We start from the raw sequence: 20,692 nt of genomic DNA on the forward strand, positions 1-20,692 counted from the left end.
GTGACCGCGGTGAGGCTCGGCGCGTTGCAGCGGACACACCGCGGACAACTGCGGGAAATCCTCGACGCGACAGCCGTCTTCCGTCCGGACGAAGTGCAGGTCGCGCTCGAGTTGTTCGATGACGCGATCAGCGGCGATTACGAATTCCTCGGCGGCTTCGACAACGACAGCCTCGTCGCCTACGCGTGCTTTGGCGCGACGCCTGGAACCGACCGCACGTTCGATCTCTACTGGATTGCCGTCCACCCCAACGCGCAGCGCCACGGTGGCGGGTCGAGCTTACTGGCGGAAGTGGAGCAGCGTCTCCGCGATCGCGGCGCACGACTCCTCGTCGTCGAGACGTCGTCACGGTCCGAATACGACGCGACACGACGTTTCTATCTCGCTCGGGGATATCACGAGGCCGCGCGCATGCGCGACTTCTACGCCATTGGCGATGACCGAGTGATCTACACAAAGGCCCTAACCACCAAGGCCCTCATCCCTAGCCCCTCATTCCATGAGTGATTGGCAAAAGATCCTGCACGAGGGCGTCGACACGCTGGACAAGCTCGCGACTCGCTTCGGCGACGCGATCGACGTCGACGCACTCAAGCCGGCGTTCGAGAACTTTCAGATGCGTATCACGCCGGCAGCGCTCGAGCAGATCAAGGAAGTGGGCGATCCGATGTGGAATCAGTACGTGCCCACGGTGCAAGAGCTCGAGATAGTCGATGGCGTGATCGACTCGCTCGACGAAGATGGTGACTCGCCGGTGCCGAATATCACGCATCGCTATCCAGACCGCGCGCTCTTCCTCGTCAGTCCCGTGTGCGCGAGCTATTGCCGGTTCTGCACGCGACGGCGAAAGGTTGGTGATCCGGAGAAGATTCCGCTCAATCAGTACGATTCCGCATTCGCCTATCTCGCCGAGCACACGGAGGTGCGCGATGTGATCCTCTCGGGCGGCGACCCGATGATGCTTTCCGATCGGCGGCTCGAGTACATCCTCCAGCGGCTGCGGGCGATTCCGCACATCGAGATCATCCGCATCGGCAGCCGCATCACGTCACATCTTCCGGAGCGCATCACGCCCGAGTTCTGCGAGATGGTGCGCAAGTACCATCCCGTGTACATGAACACGCACTTCAATCATCCGAGCGAGCTCACGCCGGCTTCGGTCGCCGCGCTTGCGCGGTTAGCTGACGCTGGCGTGCCGCTGGGTTGTCAGACAGTTCTCCTCAAGGGGGTGAACGACGACCCTTACATCATGAAGGAGCTGATGCAGAAGTTGCTCAAGGCGCGCGTGCGTCCGTATTACATCTACATGGCTGACCAGGTCGCCGGCGGCGAACACTTCCGCACGCAGGTCGAGAAGGGTCTGGAGATCGTGAAGGCGCTGCGCGGCTGGACTTCGGGCCTCGCCGTTCCGCACTTCGTGATCGACGCGCCAGGTGGTGGAGGTAAGGTCCCGCTTCTTCCTGAGTACGTCGAAGAGATCAATGAAGACGAGGTGATCTTCCGCAACTACGAAGGGAAGCGATTCGTGTACAAGCAGCCACGTCAGCCCGTGAGCGTATCGGGATGCGACGACATGGCCCCGGCGGCGCAGGATGTGGTGCCGATACAGATCGCCAAGAAATCAGCGCCGCGAGCCCGGCGACGTCGAAAGACAGGCTCGTGACGGTGCGACCTAACGATCACTTCCGCGTTACGATGATCGCGCCCGCTCCGTGGCCCGTGCCGTAGCGTTGCGTCGCGTCCGTGCCGCTGAGATACTGGATCTCCTTGACATCGCTGACGGGAATCTGCGCGAGCGCGTTCGGGCCGCCCATCCGCGTGTTGTCCACGTACACGACGATCTCCTGGGGGCCCATGGTGAGCGATGACGACTGACCGCCGTGCGTCTGAAGGAAATTCGGCCGCAGTCGTCTCACCGCGTCGAGTGCAGTCTGCACGTCAACCTTCGCGAGCTCCTCGGAAGTAATGACATCGCGGGAGCCGTGGGCCCGAGATGGATCCGACGAGGATTGCTGCGTGGCACTCTGGCCGGCGGGAGAAGATGCGCACCCCGGTATGAGCACCACGATGGCGGCGGCGACGATCAGCAGCGAACGAGTAGCCATGGCGACCTCGATTACGACAAAGTGAGCTGGCGAATCCGAAACGTCTTCAGCGATTCAGTACTGAATGGCACCTGCGCCTTTCCTGATTAGTGAACGGCGGCTTCCTCTTCCTTGTCCTTTGATGCCTCGTCGATCACACGCTGTGCGACTTCGTGCGGTACTTCTTCATACCCTTTGAATCGCTTGGTGAAGGTCGCGCGACCCTGCGTCATGGACTGTAGCGTGCCGGCGTAGCTATGTAGCTCCGCCTCCGGCACGATCGCTCGCACATGCGCGCCGGCGATCGCGCCGTCGGAATCGAGGCCCTCGGTGCCGAGAATCTGGCCCCGCCGCGCCGAGAGATCTCCCAACACATCGCCCATGTACTCGTCAGGCGTCACGACGTCGATCTCATCGAGCGGCTCGAGGAGCACGGGCTTGCATTTCGGCGCAACGGTCTTGAACGCGAGAATGCCCGCCATCTTGAACGATTGCTCATTCGAGTCCACAGTGTGGTACGAGCCGTCGAAGACCTCGACTTTGAAGTCGACGACGGGATAGCCAGCGAGCACGCCGCGGACAGACGCTTCCTGAATTCCTCGATCGACAGCAGGGATATACTGACGGGGGATGGCGCCGCCAACGATCTTGTCGATGAACTCATAGCCGCCGCCGCGTTGCGCCGGCGCGATGCGCACCCAGCAATCGCCGAACTGGCCACGCCCGCCTGTTTGCTTCTTGTGCTTCCCTTGGCCCTCGGCCCGTCCCTTCAGCGTCTCTCGATAGGCAATCTTCGGCCGCGTCATTTGCGCCTGCACGCCGTACTTGCGTCGGAGCTTCGCCATCGAGATTTCCAGATGCCGCTCGCCGACACCCGAGACGATCGTCTCGTGTGTCTCGGCGTTGTAATGCGTCTGGAAGGTCGGATCCTCCTCGTGCAGCTTGTGCAGACCCGCCTGCAGCTTCTCTTCGTCTGCGCGCGCCGCAGCGTGAACTGCCATCTCGATGATCGGCTCTGGGAAATCGACCTGCGGGAGACGCACCGGATGTTCCCGAGTCGACAGCGTGTCGTTGGTGTGCGTGCTCTTCAGCTTCGCCACGCAGCCGATGTCGCCCGCGCACAGCCGATTCACTTCGACGCGCTCCTTGCCCTGCGCTACGGAGAGATGATTGAGCTTCTCCGGCGTGTCGCGCGTTGCGTTGAAGACTTCCTGACCATTTGCGATGCACCCGGAGAAGATGCGGAAGAAGCTGACGTCGCCCACGTGCGGCTCGGACATCGTCTTGAACACGAGCGCGCTGAAGGACTTGGTATCGTCCGCGTGAATCTCGATGGTCGCGTGTCCTTCCGCGCCCTTGAACGCGTGCACCTCCTCCATCTCGAACGCGTTAGGCAGGAGCTCGACGATGGTATTGAGCACCGCCTGCACACCGTAATTGAGCTCGCTGGAAACGCAAAAGAGGGGGAAGAGTTCCATTTTCTTCATCGCTTCCTTCATCCCCGCGATCGCCTCGTCGCGGCCGATCTCGCCGCCCTCGAGATATCGCTCGAGCAGAGTGTCGTCGGTCGATGAAATGGATTCGATCAACTCCTGGTAGTAACGATCGAATTGCGTGCGATAATCCGCCGGTATGTCGACTTCCTGGAACTCACCGCTCTTCGAACCGTGTTTGAACAGCAGGGCCTTCTTCGTGAACAGATTGATGACGCCATGGAAATCGGGACCTTCGCCCAACGGCACCTCGACCGGAATCACCTTGGAGCTGAGTCGTGTCTTGATCTGCTGATAGATGCGATCGAAGTCGGCGTGCTCCTTGTCCATCATCGAGACGACGAACAGGACAGGATCGCGACGCCGCACGGCCGCGCGGAACATCCGCTCCGTTCCGACCTCGACGCCGCTGTTCGCGCTGACGACACACAGCGCGCCGTCGGCTGCCGCCAATCCAGCGACCGCGTCACCCTGAAAATCGAGAAACCCCGGCGTGTCGATGATGTTGATCTTGGTGCCGAGCCACTCCGCATGGGCGACACCGAGATTGATCGAGTAGCCGCGTTCGAGTTCTTCTGGCGCTGTATCGGTGAGCGACGTTCCGTCCTTCACCGATCCGTGGCGCTTGCTGACACCTGACACGAAGGCGAGCGCATCGACCAAACTGGTCTTGCCGCTCGCCCCGTGTCCCACCACCGCGATGTTTCGGATTTCCGAGCCTTTGAACTCCCTCATGAGTCGCGCTCCTTCAGCCTAGCTGAGTGAACCGATCTTGGGCGCGGCCCCGAGCCACGCCCGCAGAGTTTCATCTCCGGCGTCGTCCTCGCGCATTATGTCTTCGATCGCGATCGCGCGACCCGATTGTCGCGCGTCGCTGATGCATGTGAAGACCACGGCGCGCGCCGTGAGAGCGGCGCTCCATAAGCGGCCCGATTCGTCGGCGAACACGCGCTGTTCGTCGCTACGCGCCTGCTTGGTTGGTCGGCGAGTGAACGGCCGTGACATTCTCCCTCCCTCTATCGATACCCTCGCGTTTGAATCGAGATGCGTCAAGAGGGAATCACGGGCTCGACCTTTCCGCTGAGCGGCCAGAGCCTTGGGTCATCGAAGAGGAGCAGGAGCGAGCGCAGCGTGCGAGCGACTCCAAACAGGCTTGCCGCGAGCCCGAGTAACAGCAACGCACTGAAAGAAGAGAGGGGAGCCGACGGGCCCCCCTCGCTAATCTCTCAATCGCCCTCGGCTTCGAATGCCAGGCCCTCGGCCTCGCGCATTCGATCCAACATGGTCTCGAGCGGAGAGAACATCGGCGCCGTGAGACCAACGATGGGTCCGATCGAAACCGTGATCGCGCGCCGTGCTCCTTCGGGCCAATCCGGCATTGACAAGCCGGCGACCAATCGACGAATGAGCTGACCGCACTCCGCGAGCAACCGGCCCGCCGTCGAGTGCAGAATCTCGAGCGGGATCTCGAGGTCACGAGTCATCAGCTGACCCGTGTTCACATCGCGCCAGGCTGCATCGCCAATCGCGCCACGTTCCGGCCACACACCAAGATGACGAATGGCCTCCAAGCTATTTCCGCTCGACCGATGACACTCCACGGCAGCTGCCAGCGCGAGAGCGAGAGACTCCGGACTCGGCGCTCCATACAGCGTCACGATGTCGCGCGAGGGGCGTTCCGCGGATGCAAGCGGAGACGGCACCGAATTCACGTGCGCGAGCACCGGTGAGTGATCAGGGTTTTCTTCGAGCATGACGAGAACGTCCATGCCCTCCTCCTGAAGATGATACGACTCGAGCATCGCACCCTCCGCCCTACTCCCAATAGCCTGACGATTCCCTAGCGCATTCCAAGACGCCGGTGCGCAAGCTGAGCGTCATCAGGTCCAACCCGTCCACACGTGCGATGTTCCAGTAAAACTGTGGTGAACACCTTTACAGTCACATCGCGGTTGCAACGCTGTCACATTGCACCGAACGGTCAAGAACTTTTACACACGAGAAGGGGCAAAGCGCATGCCGATCGGCAAAGTAATGGCGATGACCACGCCGATCGCGATGAGATTTCCCGGGGTGAGCACTAGGGTGATTGACCCGGCGAAGGTCCGCGCGGACACAAAGACCGCGGCGATTGCAGCGCCGGCAATCGCGATCGCCCAGGCAACCGGATGCTCACCCTGCTCGCGGGTGACCGCAGCGTACGCGACGCCAAACGAGAGCATCGCCGCGACGTGCACGAGCGCGCCGGCAAGGACGTACAGCGGTCCGAACGCGGCTTGGGTGCCTGTTCCAAGTACAACCGCGCCTATGGCCGCAAAGACGCGTTCTGGCGCGCCTACGCGCACTCCATAGCCCCAGAGCATCCCTGTCGTGGCCGCGGCCGGAATCATCCCGACCGTGATGCCCCTTACGATCATCTGGCGTTGCACCGCACAAAGAAATGCCGTGTTCAGTCTCCTCTCAAGTCTCAAAGAGCGACACTCGTTCCTACTCGTGTCACTCAACTGTGCCGAGCGTCAGCGACAGATCGTCGCGTGTCCGCATCATCAGTTGATGGAAGATTCGATTGGTAACCGTACTTGCCGCACGCGGACGCTCCACTAACTTGGCCCACCGCATGTTTGCCGCCGTTGAAGCCGCCCGCATCCTCGTTGTCGAGGATAGCGCCGAGGTAGTCTCTCTGCTCGAGCGAGTGCTTGGCGAGCAGGGTTATGACGTGAGCGCAGCGATGGACGGTGAAACAGGCCTCGCGCGCGCGCTCGATGAAACGCCGGATCTGGTCATCCTCGATCTCGGACTGCCAGGGCGAGACGGTCTTCAAGTCGCAGCTGAGCTGCGTCGTCGCGGTATCCACGCGCCACTGCTCATGCTCACCGCTCGCGGAGCGGTCGCCGATCGCGTCTCCGGACTCGAGGCAGGTGCCGACGATTATCTCGCGAAGCCATTCGACGCCGAAGAGCTTCTTGCGCGAGTGCGCGCGCTGCTGCGTCGCTCGGCGTTACGCACGCGGGCCGCACAGCTCAGGGTGGGCGACGTACTGCTCGATCCACTCACGCGAGAGGCGTGGCGCGCCGGGCATGCGTTGACGCTGACCCCGCGAGAGTTCGCGCTGCTCGAGTACATGATGCGCCACCCCGGCCGCACGCTCACGCGCGCGGCGATTGTCGCGCAGGTCTGGAAGCAGGGACCGGGCGATCCGGACCCGACCAACATCGTCGACGTGTACATGGCGTATCTGCGCAAGAAGCTCGAGGCGAACAATCGCACGGCGATGATCTTCACAGTGCGTCGCGTCGGATATGTCTTTCGCGCATCGTCCGAGGATACCGACTGAGGAGTACGCCGAAGGACGAGCTGCGTGCCCGCTGCGAGTGCAGGTCTTTGCTCGATCGGCGTTGGGATTTGCTCGATCGCCGCTGGAATTCGATCGACCGGCGTTGGGATTTTGCTCAAGCGGCGGCAGAATATGAACGAACGCCACCAGGATTTGGTTGATCGACGCTGGAATTTCCTCGGTCGCCGGTGGAACATGACCAATGGCCGCTGGGACTTGGTTGATCGCCGTTGGAATTTGACCAATCGCCGCTGTCATTGGCTTGATCGGCGCTGGAATTTCCTCTGTCGGCGCTGGAATGTGATCGAGCACCATTGGGATTTGCTCGATCGGCGCTGCTATTTGCTCGATCGGCGCTGGAATTCGCTCGATCGGCGCTGGTATTCGCTCGATCAGCGTTGGGATTTCCTCGGCGGCCGCTGGAATTGCCTCGATCGCCGCCGCCGTTCGCAGGATCGACGGTAACTCTTGTACGATCGGCGGCGCCGTTAGGCATACCACCAGTGCTGTTTCTGCGATCGACGCCGTTGTTTGCCCGCTCGAGTCCCTGGTTTCAACGATTGAGCGCGCCTTTTCAAAGCTCCAGCGCGCTTTTCGAAGATCCCGTGTGCTTCTTCGAAGATCCAGCATGCTTTTGGGCAGATCCAGCGTGCTTTTCGAGGACGCTGCGCGCCTTTGCGACGATCCAGCATGCGTTTGCGAAGCTCGAGCGTGCTTTTGCGAGGATGCAGCGCGCTTTTCGAGGATCGGCCGCGCGCTTTCTAGAATCGAGCGCTGGCTTTCCAGGACGCAGCGCACCTTTTGCGAAAGGGGCCGCACCGTTTCGGAGCGGCATCACCCTTTTTTTGAATCACGCGACGACACTCGGGAACGACCTCACGCCGGCGTGGAACACGCGCATGGTCTGGCGAGGACGCATCGCGCTTTCACGAAACTTCACGTTGCCCGATCGGAGATAGGGCTCACCGCGCTCGGAAACGAGCTCGACGAAGCGGTTAGGCAGCTCACCGAAAGAAAACGGGGGGCCAAACTGGAGCTCGGCGGAGTTGATACAGTAGCGGCGTTACCAAAAAAGTTGGAAGCCGACTAAGACATTTTCAGAATGGCAACGTCTTTAATACGGAGCGCACAAACGAAACGAGCAGACTAGTGAGAATGCCGTCGCCGGCGTTCCTATCAGTAGGAGGCATAACGGCAACGCCGTGGCGCCGGGCGCGAAGGACGCGCACGCCCGGCCGGCGGTCGTCACGCGTCCAACACACACCTCCAGGGAGGATAGGGCGATGAACAAGTATCAAGCGAAGGTCCTGCAGTGGGCCCGTCGGGTCCGCGACTTCCTCAGCGAGTACGACGTCAAGAGCGACCTCGCCGAGCTCACGACGCTCAGGCAGGAGCTCGACGACACGCTCGATCAGCTCACGGCGGATGCGGCGGCGCAGGAGGCCATCACGAAGCAGTCGCTGGTGCAGACGACGGAGATCCGGCGGCTCCGAAAGACGCTCCGCGACACCCATCTCAAGCCCATCGTCCGCATGAGCCGCACGATGGAGCTCGAGATCAACGGGACGGAAATCACGTTCGCGTTACCGAGCGAGAAGGTAAACAGCGAACGCCTCGCCGCGGCGAGCGACGCGATGGGGGCGGCCTTGAACGTGGTAGGGCCGCAGTTCACGGCGCGCGGCTCTGCGTCGAACTTCGTGGAGCAGTTGAGCACCGCCACGAAGACGCTGCGCGACGCGATTGACCAGCGCTCCGCGCAAGTGGCGCGGCGGATCGGCACGACGGCGGCGATGCTGGGACATGAGACTCGCGTCATCCAGCTCGTGCGCGTGATCGACACGTTGGTGCGACCGGTGATTCAAAGTGATCCGGAGTTACTGGCGACGTGGGCGAGCGTGGTGGCCTTGCCTCGATCGTCGAAACCCGCTGGAGGCGTAGTTGCGATATCGGCGGGATCGACATCGCCGGCGACCCGGCTCGCGGCGACCAGTGCGGCCGGGCAGGCAGCGGAAGCAGCAGCGTAGCCGCTGCATGGTACGTCGCGTCGCGTCGGATATGTTTTTCGCGCAGCGTCCGAGGTGACGAGTGATCGAGGGATAAAGGGAATGCAAACGGGGCGCCGCAATCGCGGCGCCCCGTTTGGCGTTGATCGAGTACTATTCGTTAGGGATTTACAATAACCGATAGCAGGCTGAGGCTATCGGCCAGCACCGGACCGAATAGGCTGGCATCGACGAACGGTGCCGCAATGTTCGTCGGATCGACATTACACGTGCCATCGGATCCGACCGACGGACACGAGAAACCAGCAGTAACCAAGTAGCCGCTGAAATGCTTGACGCGACGCCACACGAGACCCGTCTGCAGGTCGACGTGAGTGACCATCGATGCGTCGCCGGTCGACCGTACTTCGTCGACGTGCGCCGATCCGCCCGTGGGCACGTAGAGAATCGCGAAATTCTGGAAGAACGAAGACGCAGGCGAGAGCTGTCGAACACCGTTGCTGGTGAGCAGCGAACTATATGCGCTCGTCTGGATGGTCACCCAGCCCGCGCTCGGTCTGAACCGAAGATCGGGCTGGAAGTCGACGCTCACGCCGTGCCCTTGCTTCTTTGCGACCACGTTCACCGTGACGTTTTTCGTCGCCGGTCTGCAGTCGTCGTCCCAATGCTTCACGCCGTACTTCGTTGTTGCGGGATCGCAGACAGCGTCCGCGGGCACGACGATATCGAAATCACCAACGTGATACGTACCGCCGTTAGGCGAAAGCTCGAGCGTCCCGAGTATCGTACGGTTGGCGTTGGATCCGTTCTTCGAAAAGGACGCCGCAGCAGAAGCGGAGAGGGGATCCGCATTGCGCGTGGGAGCAACGGCATCCCGGCACGCGACGGCAAGCGCCGCAACTGCACCCACGAGCAGGAGGAGGGATTTACTTCGCATAGTCGTCGTCGACCAATGTGGGTAAGGGCCCGCCCGCGAACTCATCGGACGAGGGCGAACCAAGGCGCCGGCATCGACACCAAGCTAAGATGTTGTCACAAGGTCCGCCAGAGTCGGACTTGATGCCGTGAGTTGTATCACCCACTGATCAACTCATTGAATCGCTTCGCGATACCAGTGTATCCAAATTCGTCTATTGGTGATCTGAATCGCTCAATCCACGTGCGCATCAGATCAGGGGCCAAAGTGATCAATGTTCTCGAGCATGTCGCGGTTAGCCACGCCGCCGTGTAGAGGTCGGAGGATTCGGCAATTGTGACCGCAGACTCATATCGTCCGATTGCTTCCTCGACTCGGTCATCGGCCACAAGCAGCATCACCGCAAGAGCTTCTGCAAATTCTCGACCTTGGAACCAATCAGAACGCCGGCTCAGTCGGTCCTGTATCTCCTCATTGCCCTCGCGCGCCTTCTCAATCTTGCCGCCTTCCAAACTGCAGAGCCCAACGGCAGCTAGAGAACCGATCTCGACATCGTCCGCACCAATTCGCTGCGCCAGCGAAGCCGTCGCTTCGTAGAGCTCGGCGCCCACCTCCCAGGCTCGGTTTTCCCACTCCACGTGCGCCATGTTGTATAGCGCGTAGAGCTGGATCTCGCTGTTTTTCACGGCCGCGACCAAGGCAAGCGCCTCACCGAGGAGTTCGCGAGCGCGTTCATAATCGCCGCTGCGGTGGTAGCTCACTCCCAGGTTGAGCGCCGCGATACCCCACAGGTCTGGCATTCCAGCTGACCGTGCCAGCGAGATCGCCGTGGTGTACGAGCTTCGCGCGTCATGCCAGGCATTTCGCCAGGCCGCGATGTTTCCGAGGTTATTGAGGCAGCGCGCTTGGCCACGCGTATCGCCTGTTCGTTCGGCGATGGAGAGAGCTTGCCGATAGATCTGTTCTGCTCGATCAGGTTCTCTCTGTTGAAGCGTCGCAGCCAGACGATTAAGGGCCTGAGCCAGGAGCATCTGGTCGCCATGGGCCGTGGCTGTGTCGACACACTCGTTCGCCGTTCGCTCCGCCTCGGCGTCGTCACCCAGACGACCGTGCGTCTGCGACAGCATCATCAATATCTCGATGCGTTCGGTGACGAAGCCAAGCGCTCGCGCCTCGTAATCGAGCTGCAACAAGCTCTCGAGCGTTAGCTTCGCGGGGTGCGCTAGTTCCTTCCGTGCCCGCTCACGCATTCTTCGAAGGGTGAGCGCACGCCGCGCGTCACGTTTGCCGACGAACCACTCGATCGCCAGATCGCAGAGCTCTTCCGCTTCGTCGAAGCGGCCCGTGATCTCCGCAAGTGTCGCGAGACGGACGCGCACCTCCGCGAGCTCGCCCGGTGTCGAAGTATTGCGGCTGCCCACGTTCAGAAAACCATTCGCCGAGGCATATGCGTAGACACGTTCCGCGTGCTCGGCGGCGATCAACGCGTGCAGGTACGCCGGCGACACGCTGCCCGCCGCATCGTAATGCAGCGCGATCTCGGACGCCCGTGAACGGTCCCGACGCTCGATGGCCTCGGCCACGCGCTGATGCGTCTGGCGCAGCCGATCGTGCGCCATCGATTGCACGAGTGCCTCGACCATGTGCGCGTGGGCGAATATGTAGCCGCGGCCGCCGCGCTCATATGATGGCTTGAGAATGCCAGCCGCCAATCCCTCGGATAGAGCCAGTTGGACCGCCGCCTCGCTTCCCGCACCCGCCTCGACCACGAGTCCGACATCGAATTCGTCGCCAATCACCGCGGCGATGCTCAGCACGGCTTGCGTACTCGACGATAAACGACTTAGCCGGCGCGCGATGAGTGCCGATAGACCGATTGGCAGGCGAAGCTCCGAGACCGGTGTCCACTGCCAGTGGCCCTCCACCTGCCAGAGCGCGTTCTCCTCGACGAGCGCGCGCAGCAGCTGCGCGATGAACAGTGGATTCCCTTCCGTATGCCGATAGATGAAGGCGAGCAGCTCACGGCCGACCTCCTGTCCGTGCATCGCGCCCTCGAGCCAGCGCTTGGCGTCGTCGCGCGTGAGACGCGGCAGCGTGATCTCCCGATAGACGGCGCTTCGCGTCAGCTCCTGGCGTCGTTCGGCAGCCTCGGCATACGCCGCCTCGGTGCGAAACGTCATCGCGATGAGTAAACGCTCATTCTCGAGCTGCTGACACACGTGCTCGAGCACATCCCACGAGGCCACGTCCGCCCATTGCATCTCGTCGAGCAACAACACCAAAGGTCGTCGCTGCGCGACACTGCGGATGTACTCGGCGATCTCGTCCAACAGCCGGTATTTGCTGCCCCAGCGCGAACCCTCCGGCGATGACTCGCCCGCGATCGCCGGCACGAGAAAATGGAGTTCGCGCCACGGGCCGCTGGGCGCTTCCGGCAATCGGTGAAGCGCGGCGATCAAAGCCGACCAGACGCCGTATGGCTCGCGCACCCTGTGCTCGCGGGAACGACCGACCACGAGCGAACCGCCACGCAAGCGGATCTCGGGCTCCAGCTGTCGCACGAGCGTCGCCGTGCCCGACCCCGCTTCGCCAAGGATGGCGACCGCTCGCGGCGTCCCGTTTACCGCCTCGACGAGGTGTCGAACGAGTGCTCCGAACTCCTCGTTCCGGCCGGCGAATCGCTCGATGTCGAGCCCGCGCTGTGGTGGCTCGTCCCCAGGTAGGCCGGCCAGCGCAGCGCCGTCGCGGCCCTGCGACTTGAGGCGTACGCGAGCGGCGTCGGCGGCGGCATGCAGAGCTTGATACGTGGCGCCATGTTCGGGCGCAGTCGCTACCCCGATCGAGATCGTGACTCGCGGCGCCGGCGCGTGGTCCGTGCTCGGAAAGAGATGGCCGCGCACTGCTATGCAGAGCCGCTCGGCGACCTCGCGTGCCGCAGGCGCCGAAGCGCGAAGAAGCGCAACGAGCTCGTCCCCGCCAGGATGCGCGACCAACTCTCCTTCACGAAGATTGGCGCGCGCGAGATCGAAGATCGTCCGCAATACGGACTCTGCGTACGGTTGACCAAACTCCTTGGCCAGCCGTCGGTAGTGATCGATATCGGCTACGAGCAACGCAACTGGACGACGCGCAGCGCCCGCCTCGGCGACCGATGCCGTGGCGGTGTCGACGAAGGCGTCGTACGTAGCGAGCCGTCGCTGTTGATCGAGAAGAATGAGATGCTCCTGCCGGCAGGGCGCTCGCAGCCGTGGCCAGAGTGGCTTCGAGTCGGGGGTAAAGACAACCGTAAGAGCGGAGGCCCGAATGACGCAAGGGGAAAAGACGCGATTTGGGTCATATAGTCTTCATGCGAGCCAGCTTCCGCGGCCTGTCGCATCCTTAACGATGGGACCTCCGGCGCCGTCCACCAACAGTCGTTTCTTCCCGTTATCGAGTAGTGTGACTCCCATGCGCGTTACGACCTTTTCATTAGGGTTGGCGACCATAGTTGTGGCCGCATGTTCGACCGGCAGGCCCGTCGGATCGACGATGCGATCCGCGGCTGTTCCCGCGCCGGTCGCGAGCCCCCTGGTCGCGATCTCGGCGGAGCCCAGGGAACTGCTGCCCGACGAGCAAGTGGAGCAGGTCCTCAATCGCCTGAGCTTCGGTGCGCGTCCCGGCGACGCCGATAAGGTACGTGCGATGGGCGTCGACAGATGGATTGCGACGCAATTGCAGCCGGACCGAATCGATGACGCAGCCGCCGACCAGCTGGTGTCGGAATATCAAACGCTCCATGAGAGCACGTCCGATCTGGTCGAGACGTTCCGCCAGGTGCAGCAGGCACGTCGCCGCGAGCAAATGCAACTGCGAAACGAAGGCGACACGGCGAGCAAGCGCGATGCGCGACGCGAAGCGCTCGCGAACGATCCGCAATTGCGCGATCTCGCGCGTAAGGCGCAGAAGATCGTCGGCGACGTGCAGTCGGCGAAGCTCGCGCGCGCAGTGGTGAGTGAGCGACAGCTCGATGAAGTCATGGTCGATTTCTGGGAGAACCATTTCTCGGTGTACTCGGGCAAAGGGCAGACGCGGTTATTCCTGGCCTCGTACGATCGCGACGTAATTCGTCCACACGCGTTGGGAAAATTCCGAGATCTGCTCGAGGCCGTCGCGAAGAGTCCCGCAATGCTCTTCTTCCTCGACAATTGGCAGAGTGCCGCGGACAGCTTGCATCCGACACTCGCATCGGCACGTCAGCCCGTGCGTCGGTACGGTGGTGGTCTGCGCCCGAACTTCGGTCGCTTTCCGCGGACCGTTGGGGCCGCCGCGCCCGCACCGCAGCGCCGCGCGCGTGGACTGAACGAGAACTACGCACGCGAGCTGATGGAGCTGCACACGCTCGGTGTCGACGGCGGCTACACGCAGAAGGACGTCATCGAAGTCGCGCGCGCGCTCACTGGCTGGACGATGAATCCGCGAAATGGCGAGTTCGTGTTCCGACCGGAGATGCACGACGCCGGCGAGAAGATCGTGCTCGGCCATAAGCTCAAGGCGGGACAGGGAATCGAGGATGGTGAGCAGGTGCTCGACATCGTCGCGCACCACCCATCCACGGCGCGCTTCATCACGACGAAGCTCGTTAGGCACTTCGTGAGCGACACGGCTCCGGCTCCCGTGGTCAATCGGTGTTCGGCCGTCTTCTCCAAGACCGACGGTGACATTCGCGAAACGATGCGCTGCATCGTCACCTCCCCGGAGTTCTTCAGCCGAGCGGCGTATCGCGTCAAGGTGAAGACGCCGTTCGAGGTCGTCGCGAGCGCGCTGCGCGCCATGAACGCGCAGCCGGACACGACGCCGCGCACCGCACAGTTGGTCGCGCGTCTCGGGCAGCCGATCTTCGGACGACAAACACCGGATGGTTGGCCCGATCGTGGCGACGCGTGGATGAACACCGGCGCGATCCTCAATCGCATCAACTTCGGGCTGGCGCTCGCGGCCGGTCGCGTTCCGGGCGCGACGCTCACAACGTGGCCGTATGCGTCGTCGCTCCGCGGCGAAAGCCGATCGGCCCAGGTGGATGGCGTGATCAAGTCGATCCTCGGCGGACAGTCGTCTCCGGAGACACGATCGATCCTGATGTCTGGCGAGAACCCCCTTGTCGGCAAGCTCGCCACGGCCGACTCGTCAGGCAGCGACATCATGGACAATCCGATGTCAGACGACATGGCGAACGAGCGCCCGCGACAAGCCGGCAAGGCCGTCGCGAAGAATGGTCGGCCGCGGCCCAATGCCGCGTCACCGCTCAATCGACCGGTGAATCTCGAGGGCCTTGCCCAGGTTGTCGGTCTCGCGCTGGGCTCACCGGAATTCCAACGTCGTTAGGCATCGGACTGACGCCTATCGAGCATCGAGGTATCGTATGAATCGTCGTGTGTTCATGAAATCCGGCGCGATGTCGCTCGTCACGATGGGGCTGAGCCCTTCTTTCCTGCGCCGGAGCGTGTACGGAATGGATCTGCTGCGCGGGGCGTCGACGTACGGCAATGGCCGGGGGAAGATTCTCATCTGCCTCTTCCAGCGCGGCGCGGCCGACGCGCTGAACGTCGTCGTGCCGCACGGCGAGGCGGCCTACTATCGAATGCGGCCTTCGATTGCCATTCCGCGTCCTGTGTCCGGCGCCGCGCAAGCGGCGGTGGATCTGGATGGATTTTTCGGCCTGCACCCATCGCTCAGTCCGATGAAGGAATTGTGGGACCGAGGTCTGCTCGCGCCGGTGCACGCGGTCGGAAGTCCGAGCAACACGCGCTCGCACTTCGATGCGCAGGACTACATGGAGAGCGGAACGCCCGACAACAAGGGTACGCCCGACGGTTGGCTCAATCGCTATCTCGCTACGCGCGGAACGTGCGAGGAATGCGCCCCGGACGCGCAACTCGCCGGCAACCGGAAAGAGAGCTCCAAACCGTCGGCGTTCGAGGCCGTGGCGATGACGCCACAAACGCCTCGTATTCTCGAGGGACCGGCGCCGGTCATCGCGATGAACAGTCTCGACGAGTTTTCGATTCGAACGAATGGCAGTGAGGCCGAACGAATCGAAGCTCTGTATCGCACCGGGTCGGCTGACGTCGTTCACGCCGCGGGTGGCGAGATGTTCGAGGCGATGAAGATCCTGCGCTCGGCGAATCCGCAGCAATACATCCCGCAGAACAGCGCCGACTATCCACGGTCACCGTTTGGCCAGCATCTGCGCCAGATTGCGCAGCTGATCAAGGCTGACGTCGGACTCGAAGTCGCCTTCGCGGACGTCGGTGGCTGGGACACGCACGTCAATCAGGGTGGCGCGACGGGGCAACTGGCAGCGCGACTCGATGACTTTGCGAAATCGATTCACGCGCTCGTCACCGATCTCGGCGAGCGGATGGCGGACGTGGTGATCATGACGATGTCGGAGTTCGGCCGCACGGCGCGACAGAACGGAAACGGCGGAACGGATCACGGTCACGCGACAGCGCTCTTTGTCATCGGTGGCAGCGTACACGGCGGGAAGAAGATCTTCGGTCGCTGGCCGGGCCTGGAGCAGGAGCAGCTCAACGAAGGACGTGATCTCGCCCTAACAACGGACTTCCGTTCGGTGTTCAGCGAGGTGGCCGCGAAACACCTCGGCGCAGCAAAGCTCGATGCGATCTTCCCGGGCTTCGAGAATGATCGGTCGAAGTGGTTGGGACTGCTGTGATCTCGTTGTTGGTGGCTGGTCGTTGGTGAAGAAGGAATCACCAGCAACCGAATCACCAGCAACCAATGACCAGCCACCACTAGAATCGGAATATCTTTTTCAGCTTCCCAATCCCCTTCCCAATCGACTGCAGAACATTCCCGACGTCCTGGGGAATGCTCTCGCCGTTATCGACAGTCTGTGACTGAAAAGGCGCCTGATGCATGCTGCATGGCAACTGGGGCTCGCTGCCGGGCTTGAAGTATTCGCGCTGGCGGCGAGGACAGAATTCGGTTGCAAGCATTCCCGATTCGGGATCGATCACGCGCATCACCATGCCGTCCGGCACGGGGAAGTCGGCGCCAGGTCGCTCGCGCCAGCCATTGAGATAGAAGTCGGCCCACGCGGGTGCGGCGAAATGTCCGCCTGACGCGCCATAGGCGATCGGCCGCGGCGTATCATAGCCAAACCACACGCCCGCGAGCAGCGAAGGCGTGTAGCCGACGAACCAGACGTCGTTGCCCTCGTTCGTCGTACCGGTTTTTCCCGCGACTGGCCCCGTGACACCGAGATCGCGCAGCGTGCGACCGGTGCCATAATCGACCACCGAACGCAGCATCGACGTAATCTCGTACGCGTCACGTGGATCGATGACCGGCGTGGTCTCGACCTCCGTGCTCCACAGCAGTGTGCCGTCCGGCGCTTCGATTCGGGTCACGAGACGCGCTCGCACTTTGCGTCCGCCGTTGGCGAATGGCGCGTACGCGGTCACGAGCTCGAGCGGTGTCACGTCCACCGCGCCTAACGCGATGGCAGGAACGGCGGGGATCGAACTGACGATTCCGTTGCGGTGCGCGGCGGCAATGACGGCCGGCTCACCGATCGTCCGGCTCACGCGAACCGTGGCGGCGTTCGCGGAGAGCGTGAGCGCACGTCGCAGCGTGACTTGTCCCGCGTAATTGTCGCCGTAATTCGCCGGCCGCCAGATCGTGCGTCCGGTGCTGACTTCGACCGGATCGTCGTCGACCATCGATGCAGGTGACAACCCCGCATGGAGCGCGGCTTCGTAGACGAAGGGCTTGAATGCCGAACCAGGCTGTCGCTTGGCAAAGAGGGCACGATTGAATCCACCGCGCACCGTTTTATTCGTGTGACGACCGGGCACGAGGGCGCGGATGTCGCCGCTCGCCGGATCCATCGCGACCAGTGCTCCCTGCGCCGGCTCGCTCACACGTCCATATGAGTCGATCGTCTCACGGGTGATCGCGGCGGCCTGCTTTGCCACGGCCCGATCTGCCGATCGCTGCAGCGCGTAGTCGAGCGTCGTGTGTACGGTGACGTCGCCGTCCTGCAGCACGTCGGGCAGCACTGAATCGACGATGGCCCGCACGGCATCGAGCGCAGTTGGCTCGTCCACGGTTGACGGACGCCACTCCGTGTCGGCAATGCGCAGAGGCTCATGCTCCGCGGCGCTGGCCTGGGCACTCGTCAGGAAGCCCTGCTGCGCCATCAATCCCAGCACGAGGTTGCGTCGATTCTCCGCTACCTGGGCGTTCCGGCGCGGCGTGTAGGTTGACGGCGCCTTGGGCAAGGCAGCCAACATCGCTCCTTCGGCGAGCGTCAGTTGGCTCACGTGCTTGCCGAAGAGGTCACGACTTGCGGCCTCGACGCCGTTCATGCCATTGCCGAGGTAGATGACGTTGAGATAATGCTCAAGTATCTGATTCTTCGTCAGCTCGCGCTCGACCAGACGCGAGATGCGCAGCTCGACGAGCTTGCGGCGCAGCGAACGGCCGTGATAACGCTCGGCGAGGAAGCTGTTGTGGACCACCTGCATCGTGATCGTACTGAATCCCTCGCGCACGCCGAGCGATCCGACGTTGCGCACGAGCGCGCGCATGAACCCGCGCCAATCGAGACCGTTGTGGTCGTAAAAGCGCCGGTCTTCGGTAGCGATGAATGCCTGCTGGACGTACGGTGGCACGTCGCGCAAATCGACATTCACGCGGCGCACAATCGCGAGGTGACCGAGCAGCCGGCCGTACTCGTCGACGATGCGGCCCCCCTCACTTGGGTGAAAAGCCCGGATCTCCGACGTGGTTGGGCAACCCGCGAATCCGCACGTGTACAGCCACGAGTCGACGGCGGCCACAGCCGCAATGCTCCCCACGAGCATGGAAAGACCGATCCAGTGACGCCGGACCAGTGTATGAAGTGGAAGCCTTGGAGCTTCCCGGAAACGTTGCCGGAGCAGCGTTACGAGCACGCGGGGAGACAGTCTCACGCGGAAGGTGCGCTGCCATCGCGCGTTGTCGGCCATGACATTGCTACGTTCTCACGCGTCTCGGAGTTCCGTTCGCCAACACTGGTTGTATTCCGTTTCATCAAGATTGTGAGCCGTAGGTTATCGCACGCTATGACATATCGCACGATCAACACATCGCTGATCCCCGCGTTCGTCCTCATGGCTGCTGTCGCCTGCCGTGGTACCGGCAGGGACGCCCATGCTACGAGCAGAACCGATGCCCCGGTGCGATCCGCTGCCGGCGAGCCGGAGGCCGCCAGTCAGCCGACGGCGTCACCTGGAAGCGTCAAGGAGACGTCCTCGGCCGGCGACGTTGCACAACCGGGTGCTCCGCGCTTCGCCCCGAATCATCTCGGCCGGATACCGATACTGGAGTATCACGTCATCAGGGGACCGAAGAACACGGAGTATACGCGGACGCCGGAGAGCTTCCGGAAAGATCTCGAGGACGTCTACGCCCGCGGCTATCGGCCGATCACAGTTTCACAAATGCTCGACAAGGACTTTCGCGACGTGCCTCCGGGCATGTCGCCCGTGATCTTCGTCTTCGACGATGCCTCGGCGGAGCAGTTCAGTTACATCGAAAACAACGGGCAGCTGGAGATCGATCCGACGAGCGGCATGGGCATCTGGCTCGACTTCAAGAAGTCGCATCCCGATTGGAAGAATCGCGCGACGTTCTGCATGCTGAACGGCGGCTCGGACGGCCACAACTTCTTCGGCGATGGCCCAAAATGGCGCGGCCAACGTCGCCAATGGCGCTTCGAAAAAGTGAAATGGCTTGCCGATAACGGCTTCGAGCTCTGTGGCCACACGCTGTGGCACGCGATGTTGAACAAATACTCAGATGCGGTCGTGCAAGAGCAGATCGCGCGCAATGTGATGGGCATCGACTCGGCCGTCGCCGGATACCGGGTCCGCACATTCGCGCTGCCATATGGGATCTGGCCAAAGAACCGCGAGCTCGCCTGGCGTGGCTCGTGGACCGATCCGAAGACTGGCAAGACGCACACGTACAGTTTCGAAGCGGTGCTCGAGGTGGCGGGCGGCCCCACACGAAGCCCGTACGATCCGCAGTTCAACCCGCACAGCATAACGAGGATCCAGGCCGTCGGCGAGGACATCCGGAAGTACCTCGACAGGCTCGATGCGACGAAGAACCGCTTCGTACAATGAAAGCCAGGACGGCTCCTCTCGAAGTGCCGATCTCTGCCTTTATTCCAGTTTCCGCGTCCTGAGCACCTTCAACGTCCCCTGGAGCGCGGAACGCTGCTCCGGCTTCGAGGCGTCGCTGAGCAGACTCTCATAGGTCGCGATCGCGAGGTCGAGTGCGGCGGGATCGTCTTCGGCGCCGGCGAGACTCGTTGCATTGTCGGCAAGTGCTGCCCGCGCGAGTTGGTCCTGGGGAAATTGTCGCGTGACCTCCAGCCAACGCTCGACGCGCAATCGCAAATCGGCTTCGGCGAGCGCCCACAGATGCCACGCGCCGCGATTCCGGGAGTCCGCTTCCTTCGCGCGCCGCGCAAGCGCGCCGACCACCTCGGCGCCCCGACCGGTGAGCCAGTACGCGTTCGCGAGGACGACCATCGCCTGCGCGTTCTGGGGACGCTCGGAGACGATGTGTTCGTATGCGGGTATGACGACCTCGGGCATGTCGTGATATGGCTTCGTGGCTTGCGCCAACCGATCGGGGTCGGCGTCTGCCGCTAGCGCGCGCACACGATCGAACAGCGTACCGATGTTGGCCGTGCCGCGATACTCTTCCACAATCCGCGCGAGGCCGAGATCCAACGATAGATCGCTCGATTCCATGCACCAATACTATTCGCGTCGTGTGCGAGAGTCAGTTCGACGAGGAAAGACGAT

17 protein-coding genes are annotated in these 20,692 nt (G+C 62.5%); 8 read left to right on the forward strand and 9 right to left on the reverse strand.

The features are described from left to right. Both VGH98_11180 and VGH98_11185 read left to right on the forward strand, forming a co-directional pair. A complete protein-coding gene (locus VGH98_11180; GenBank protein HEY2376526.1) occupies positions 1–507 on the forward strand; it encodes a GNAT family N-acetyltransferase in 507 nt (168 codons plus the stop codon). After that, positions 500–1,663, forward strand: a complete 1,164-nt coding sequence (locus VGH98_11185; GenBank protein ID HEY2376527.1) for a KamA family radical SAM protein — start codon at positions 500–502, stop codon at positions 1,661–1,663. The genes VGH98_11180 and VGH98_11185 overlap by 8 nt, the downstream gene beginning before the upstream one ends. 16 nt (positions 1,664–1,679) lie before the next feature. On the opposite strand, the gene VGH98_11190 is transcribed toward VGH98_11185, so the two are convergent. From VGH98_11190 to VGH98_11210, 5 genes are all read right to left on the reverse strand, one after another. Then, positions 1,680–2,105 carry a TonB-dependent receptor plug domain-containing protein gene (locus tag VGH98_11190; protein HEY2376528.1) on the reverse strand — a complete coding sequence of 142 codons (426 nt, stop codon included), beginning with the start codon at positions 2,103–2,105 and terminating at the stop codon, positions 1,680–1,682. Positions 2,106–2,191: 86 nt separating this feature from the next. Further along, positions 2,192–4,312, reverse strand: a complete 2,121-nt coding sequence (gene fusA / locus VGH98_11195; GenBank protein ID HEY2376529.1) for an elongation factor G — start codon at positions 4,310–4,312, stop codon at positions 2,192–2,194. 18 nt (positions 4,313–4,330) lie between these two features. Beyond that, positions 4,331–4,582, reverse strand: coding sequence for a hypothetical protein (locus VGH98_11200; GenBank protein ID HEY2376530.1), 252 nt, complete (start codon positions 4,580–4,582; stop codon positions 4,331–4,333). A 221-nt stretch (positions 4,583–4,803) separates the two neighbouring features. Then, entirely contained in the window at positions 4,804–5,379 is a 576-nt protein-coding gene (locus tag VGH98_11205) for a hypothetical protein (GenBank protein ID HEY2376531.1), read from the reverse strand. A 189-nt stretch (positions 5,380–5,568) separates the two neighbouring features. Continuing rightward, positions 5,569–6,006 (reverse strand): hypothetical protein, encoded by a 438-nt coding sequence (locus VGH98_11210; GenBank protein HEY2376532.1) that lies wholly within the window; start codon positions 6,004–6,006, stop codon positions 5,569–5,571. 188 nt (positions 6,007–6,194) lie between these two features. Between VGH98_11210 and VGH98_11215 the strand changes: the two genes are divergently transcribed. The 3 genes from VGH98_11215 (at position 6,195) to VGH98_11225 (ending at position 8,935) form a co-directional block, all read left to right on the forward strand. Then, positions 6,195–6,911, forward strand: coding sequence for a response regulator transcription factor (locus VGH98_11215; GenBank protein HEY2376533.1), 717 nt, complete (start codon positions 6,195–6,197; stop codon positions 6,909–6,911). A 132-nt stretch (positions 6,912–7,043) separates the two neighbouring features. After that, positions 7,044–7,376 carry a hypothetical protein gene (locus VGH98_11220; protein ID HEY2376534.1) on the forward strand — a complete coding sequence of 111 codons (333 nt, stop codon included), beginning with the start codon at positions 7,044–7,046 and terminating at the stop codon, positions 7,374–7,376. A gap of 818 nt (positions 7,377–8,194) precedes the next feature. Next, positions 8,195–8,935, forward strand: coding sequence for a hypothetical protein (locus VGH98_11225; protein ID HEY2376535.1), 741 nt, complete (start codon positions 8,195–8,197; stop codon positions 8,933–8,935). 139 nt (positions 8,936–9,074) lie between these two features. Here VGH98_11225 and VGH98_11230 read toward each other — a convergent pair whose 3' ends face one another. Together VGH98_11230 and VGH98_11235 are read right to left on the reverse strand one after the other, a co-directional pair. Next, on the reverse strand, positions 9,075–9,851 hold the full coding sequence (locus tag VGH98_11230) for a hypothetical protein (GenBank protein ID HEY2376536.1): 777 nt from the start codon (positions 9,849–9,851) through the stop codon (positions 9,075–9,077). Between the two features lie 137 nt (positions 9,852–9,988). Further along, positions 9,989–13,135 (reverse strand): diguanylate cyclase, encoded by a 3,147-nt coding sequence (locus VGH98_11235; protein HEY2376537.1) that lies wholly within the window; start codon positions 13,133–13,135, stop codon positions 9,989–9,991. A gap of 223 nt (positions 13,136–13,358) precedes the next feature. Here VGH98_11235 and VGH98_11240 point away from each other — a divergent pair, with 223 nt between their 5' ends. After that, positions 13,359–15,191: a DUF1800 domain-containing protein gene (locus tag VGH98_11240; GenBank protein HEY2376538.1), complete on the forward strand. Its 1,833-nt coding sequence runs from the start codon at positions 13,359–13,361 to the stop codon at positions 15,189–15,191. 37 nt (positions 15,192–15,228) lie between these two features. Continuing rightward, positions 15,229–16,542 carry a DUF1501 domain-containing protein gene (locus tag VGH98_11245; protein ID HEY2376539.1) on the forward strand — a complete coding sequence of 438 codons (1,314 nt, stop codon included), beginning with the start codon at positions 15,229–15,231 and terminating at the stop codon, positions 16,540–16,542. Positions 16,543–16,621: 79 nt separating this feature from the next. On the opposite strand, the gene VGH98_11250 is transcribed toward VGH98_11245, so the two are convergent. Further along, positions 16,622–18,697, reverse strand: a complete 2,076-nt coding sequence (locus tag VGH98_11250; protein ID HEY2376540.1) for a PBP1A family penicillin-binding protein — start codon at positions 18,695–18,697, stop codon at positions 16,622–16,624. Positions 18,698–18,937: 240 nt separating this feature from the next. Between VGH98_11250 and VGH98_11255 the strand changes: the two genes are divergently transcribed. Further along, a complete protein-coding gene (locus tag VGH98_11255; protein HEY2376541.1) occupies positions 18,938–20,002 on the forward strand; it encodes a polysaccharide deacetylase family protein in 1,065 nt (354 codons plus the stop codon). A gap of 39 nt (positions 20,003–20,041) precedes the next feature. On the opposite strand, the gene VGH98_11260 is transcribed toward VGH98_11255, so the two are convergent. Next, positions 20,042–20,638, reverse strand: coding sequence for a hypothetical protein (locus VGH98_11260; GenBank protein ID HEY2376542.1), 597 nt, complete (start codon positions 20,636–20,638; stop codon positions 20,042–20,044). Between the last annotated feature and the right edge of the window lie 54 nt (positions 20,639–20,692).

This window comes from Gemmatimonadaceae bacterium, assembly GCA_036496605.1.
Classification (GTDB): domain Bacteria; phylum Gemmatimonadota; class Gemmatimonadetes; order Gemmatimonadales; family Gemmatimonadaceae; genus AG2.

What these genes read in the sequence shown, in the direction of transcription:
- VGH98_11220 (HEY2376534.1), top strand. Translation starts at nt 7,044, where the DNA reads ATGAACGAACGCCACCAGGATTTGGTTGATCGACGCTGGAATTTCCTC.
- VGH98_11240 (HEY2376538.1), top strand. Translation starts at nt 13,359, where the DNA reads ATGCGATCCGCGGCTGTTCCCGCGCCGGTCGCGAGCCCCCTGGTCGCG.
- VGH98_11225 (HEY2376535.1), top strand. Translation starts at nt 8,195, where the DNA reads ATGAACAAGTATCAAGCGAAGGTCCTGCAGTGGGCCCGTCGGGTCCGC.
- VGH98_11230 (HEY2376536.1), bottom strand. Translation starts at nt 9,851, where the DNA reads ATGCGAAGTAAATCCCTCCTCCTGCTCGTGGGTGCAGTTGCGGCGCTT.
- VGH98_11260 (HEY2376542.1), bottom strand. Translation starts at nt 20,638, where the DNA reads ATGGAATCGAGCGATCTATCGTTGGATCTCGGCCTCGCGCGGATTGTG.
- VGH98_11205 (HEY2376531.1), bottom strand. Translation starts at nt 5,379, where the DNA reads ATGCTCGAGTCGTATCATCTTCAGGAGGAGGGCATGGACGTTCTCGTC.
- VGH98_11200 (HEY2376530.1), bottom strand. Translation starts at nt 4,582, where the DNA reads ATGTCACGGCCGTTCACTCGCCGACCAACCAAGCAGGCGCGTAGCGAC.
- fusA (HEY2376529.1), bottom strand. Translation starts at nt 4,312, where the DNA reads ATGAGGGAGTTCAAAGGCTCGGAAATCCGAAACATCGCGGTGGTGGGA.
- VGH98_11185 (HEY2376527.1), top strand. Translation starts at nt 500, where the DNA reads ATGAGTGATTGGCAAAAGATCCTGCACGAGGGCGTCGACACGCTGGAC.
- VGH98_11245 (HEY2376539.1), top strand. Translation starts at nt 15,229, where the DNA reads ATGAATCGTCGTGTGTTCATGAAATCCGGCGCGATGTCGCTCGTCACG.
- VGH98_11250 (HEY2376540.1), bottom strand. Translation starts at nt 18,697, where the DNA reads ATGCTCGTGGGGAGCATTGCGGCTGTGGCCGCCGTCGACTCGTGGCTG.
- VGH98_11215 (HEY2376533.1), top strand. Translation starts at nt 6,195, where the DNA reads ATGTTTGCCGCCGTTGAAGCCGCCCGCATCCTCGTTGTCGAGGATAGC.
- VGH98_11255 (HEY2376541.1), top strand. Translation starts at nt 18,938, where the DNA reads ATGACATATCGCACGATCAACACATCGCTGATCCCCGCGTTCGTCCTC.
- VGH98_11190 (HEY2376528.1), bottom strand. Translation starts at nt 2,105, where the DNA reads ATGGCTACTCGTTCGCTGCTGATCGTCGCCGCCGCCATCGTGGTGCTC.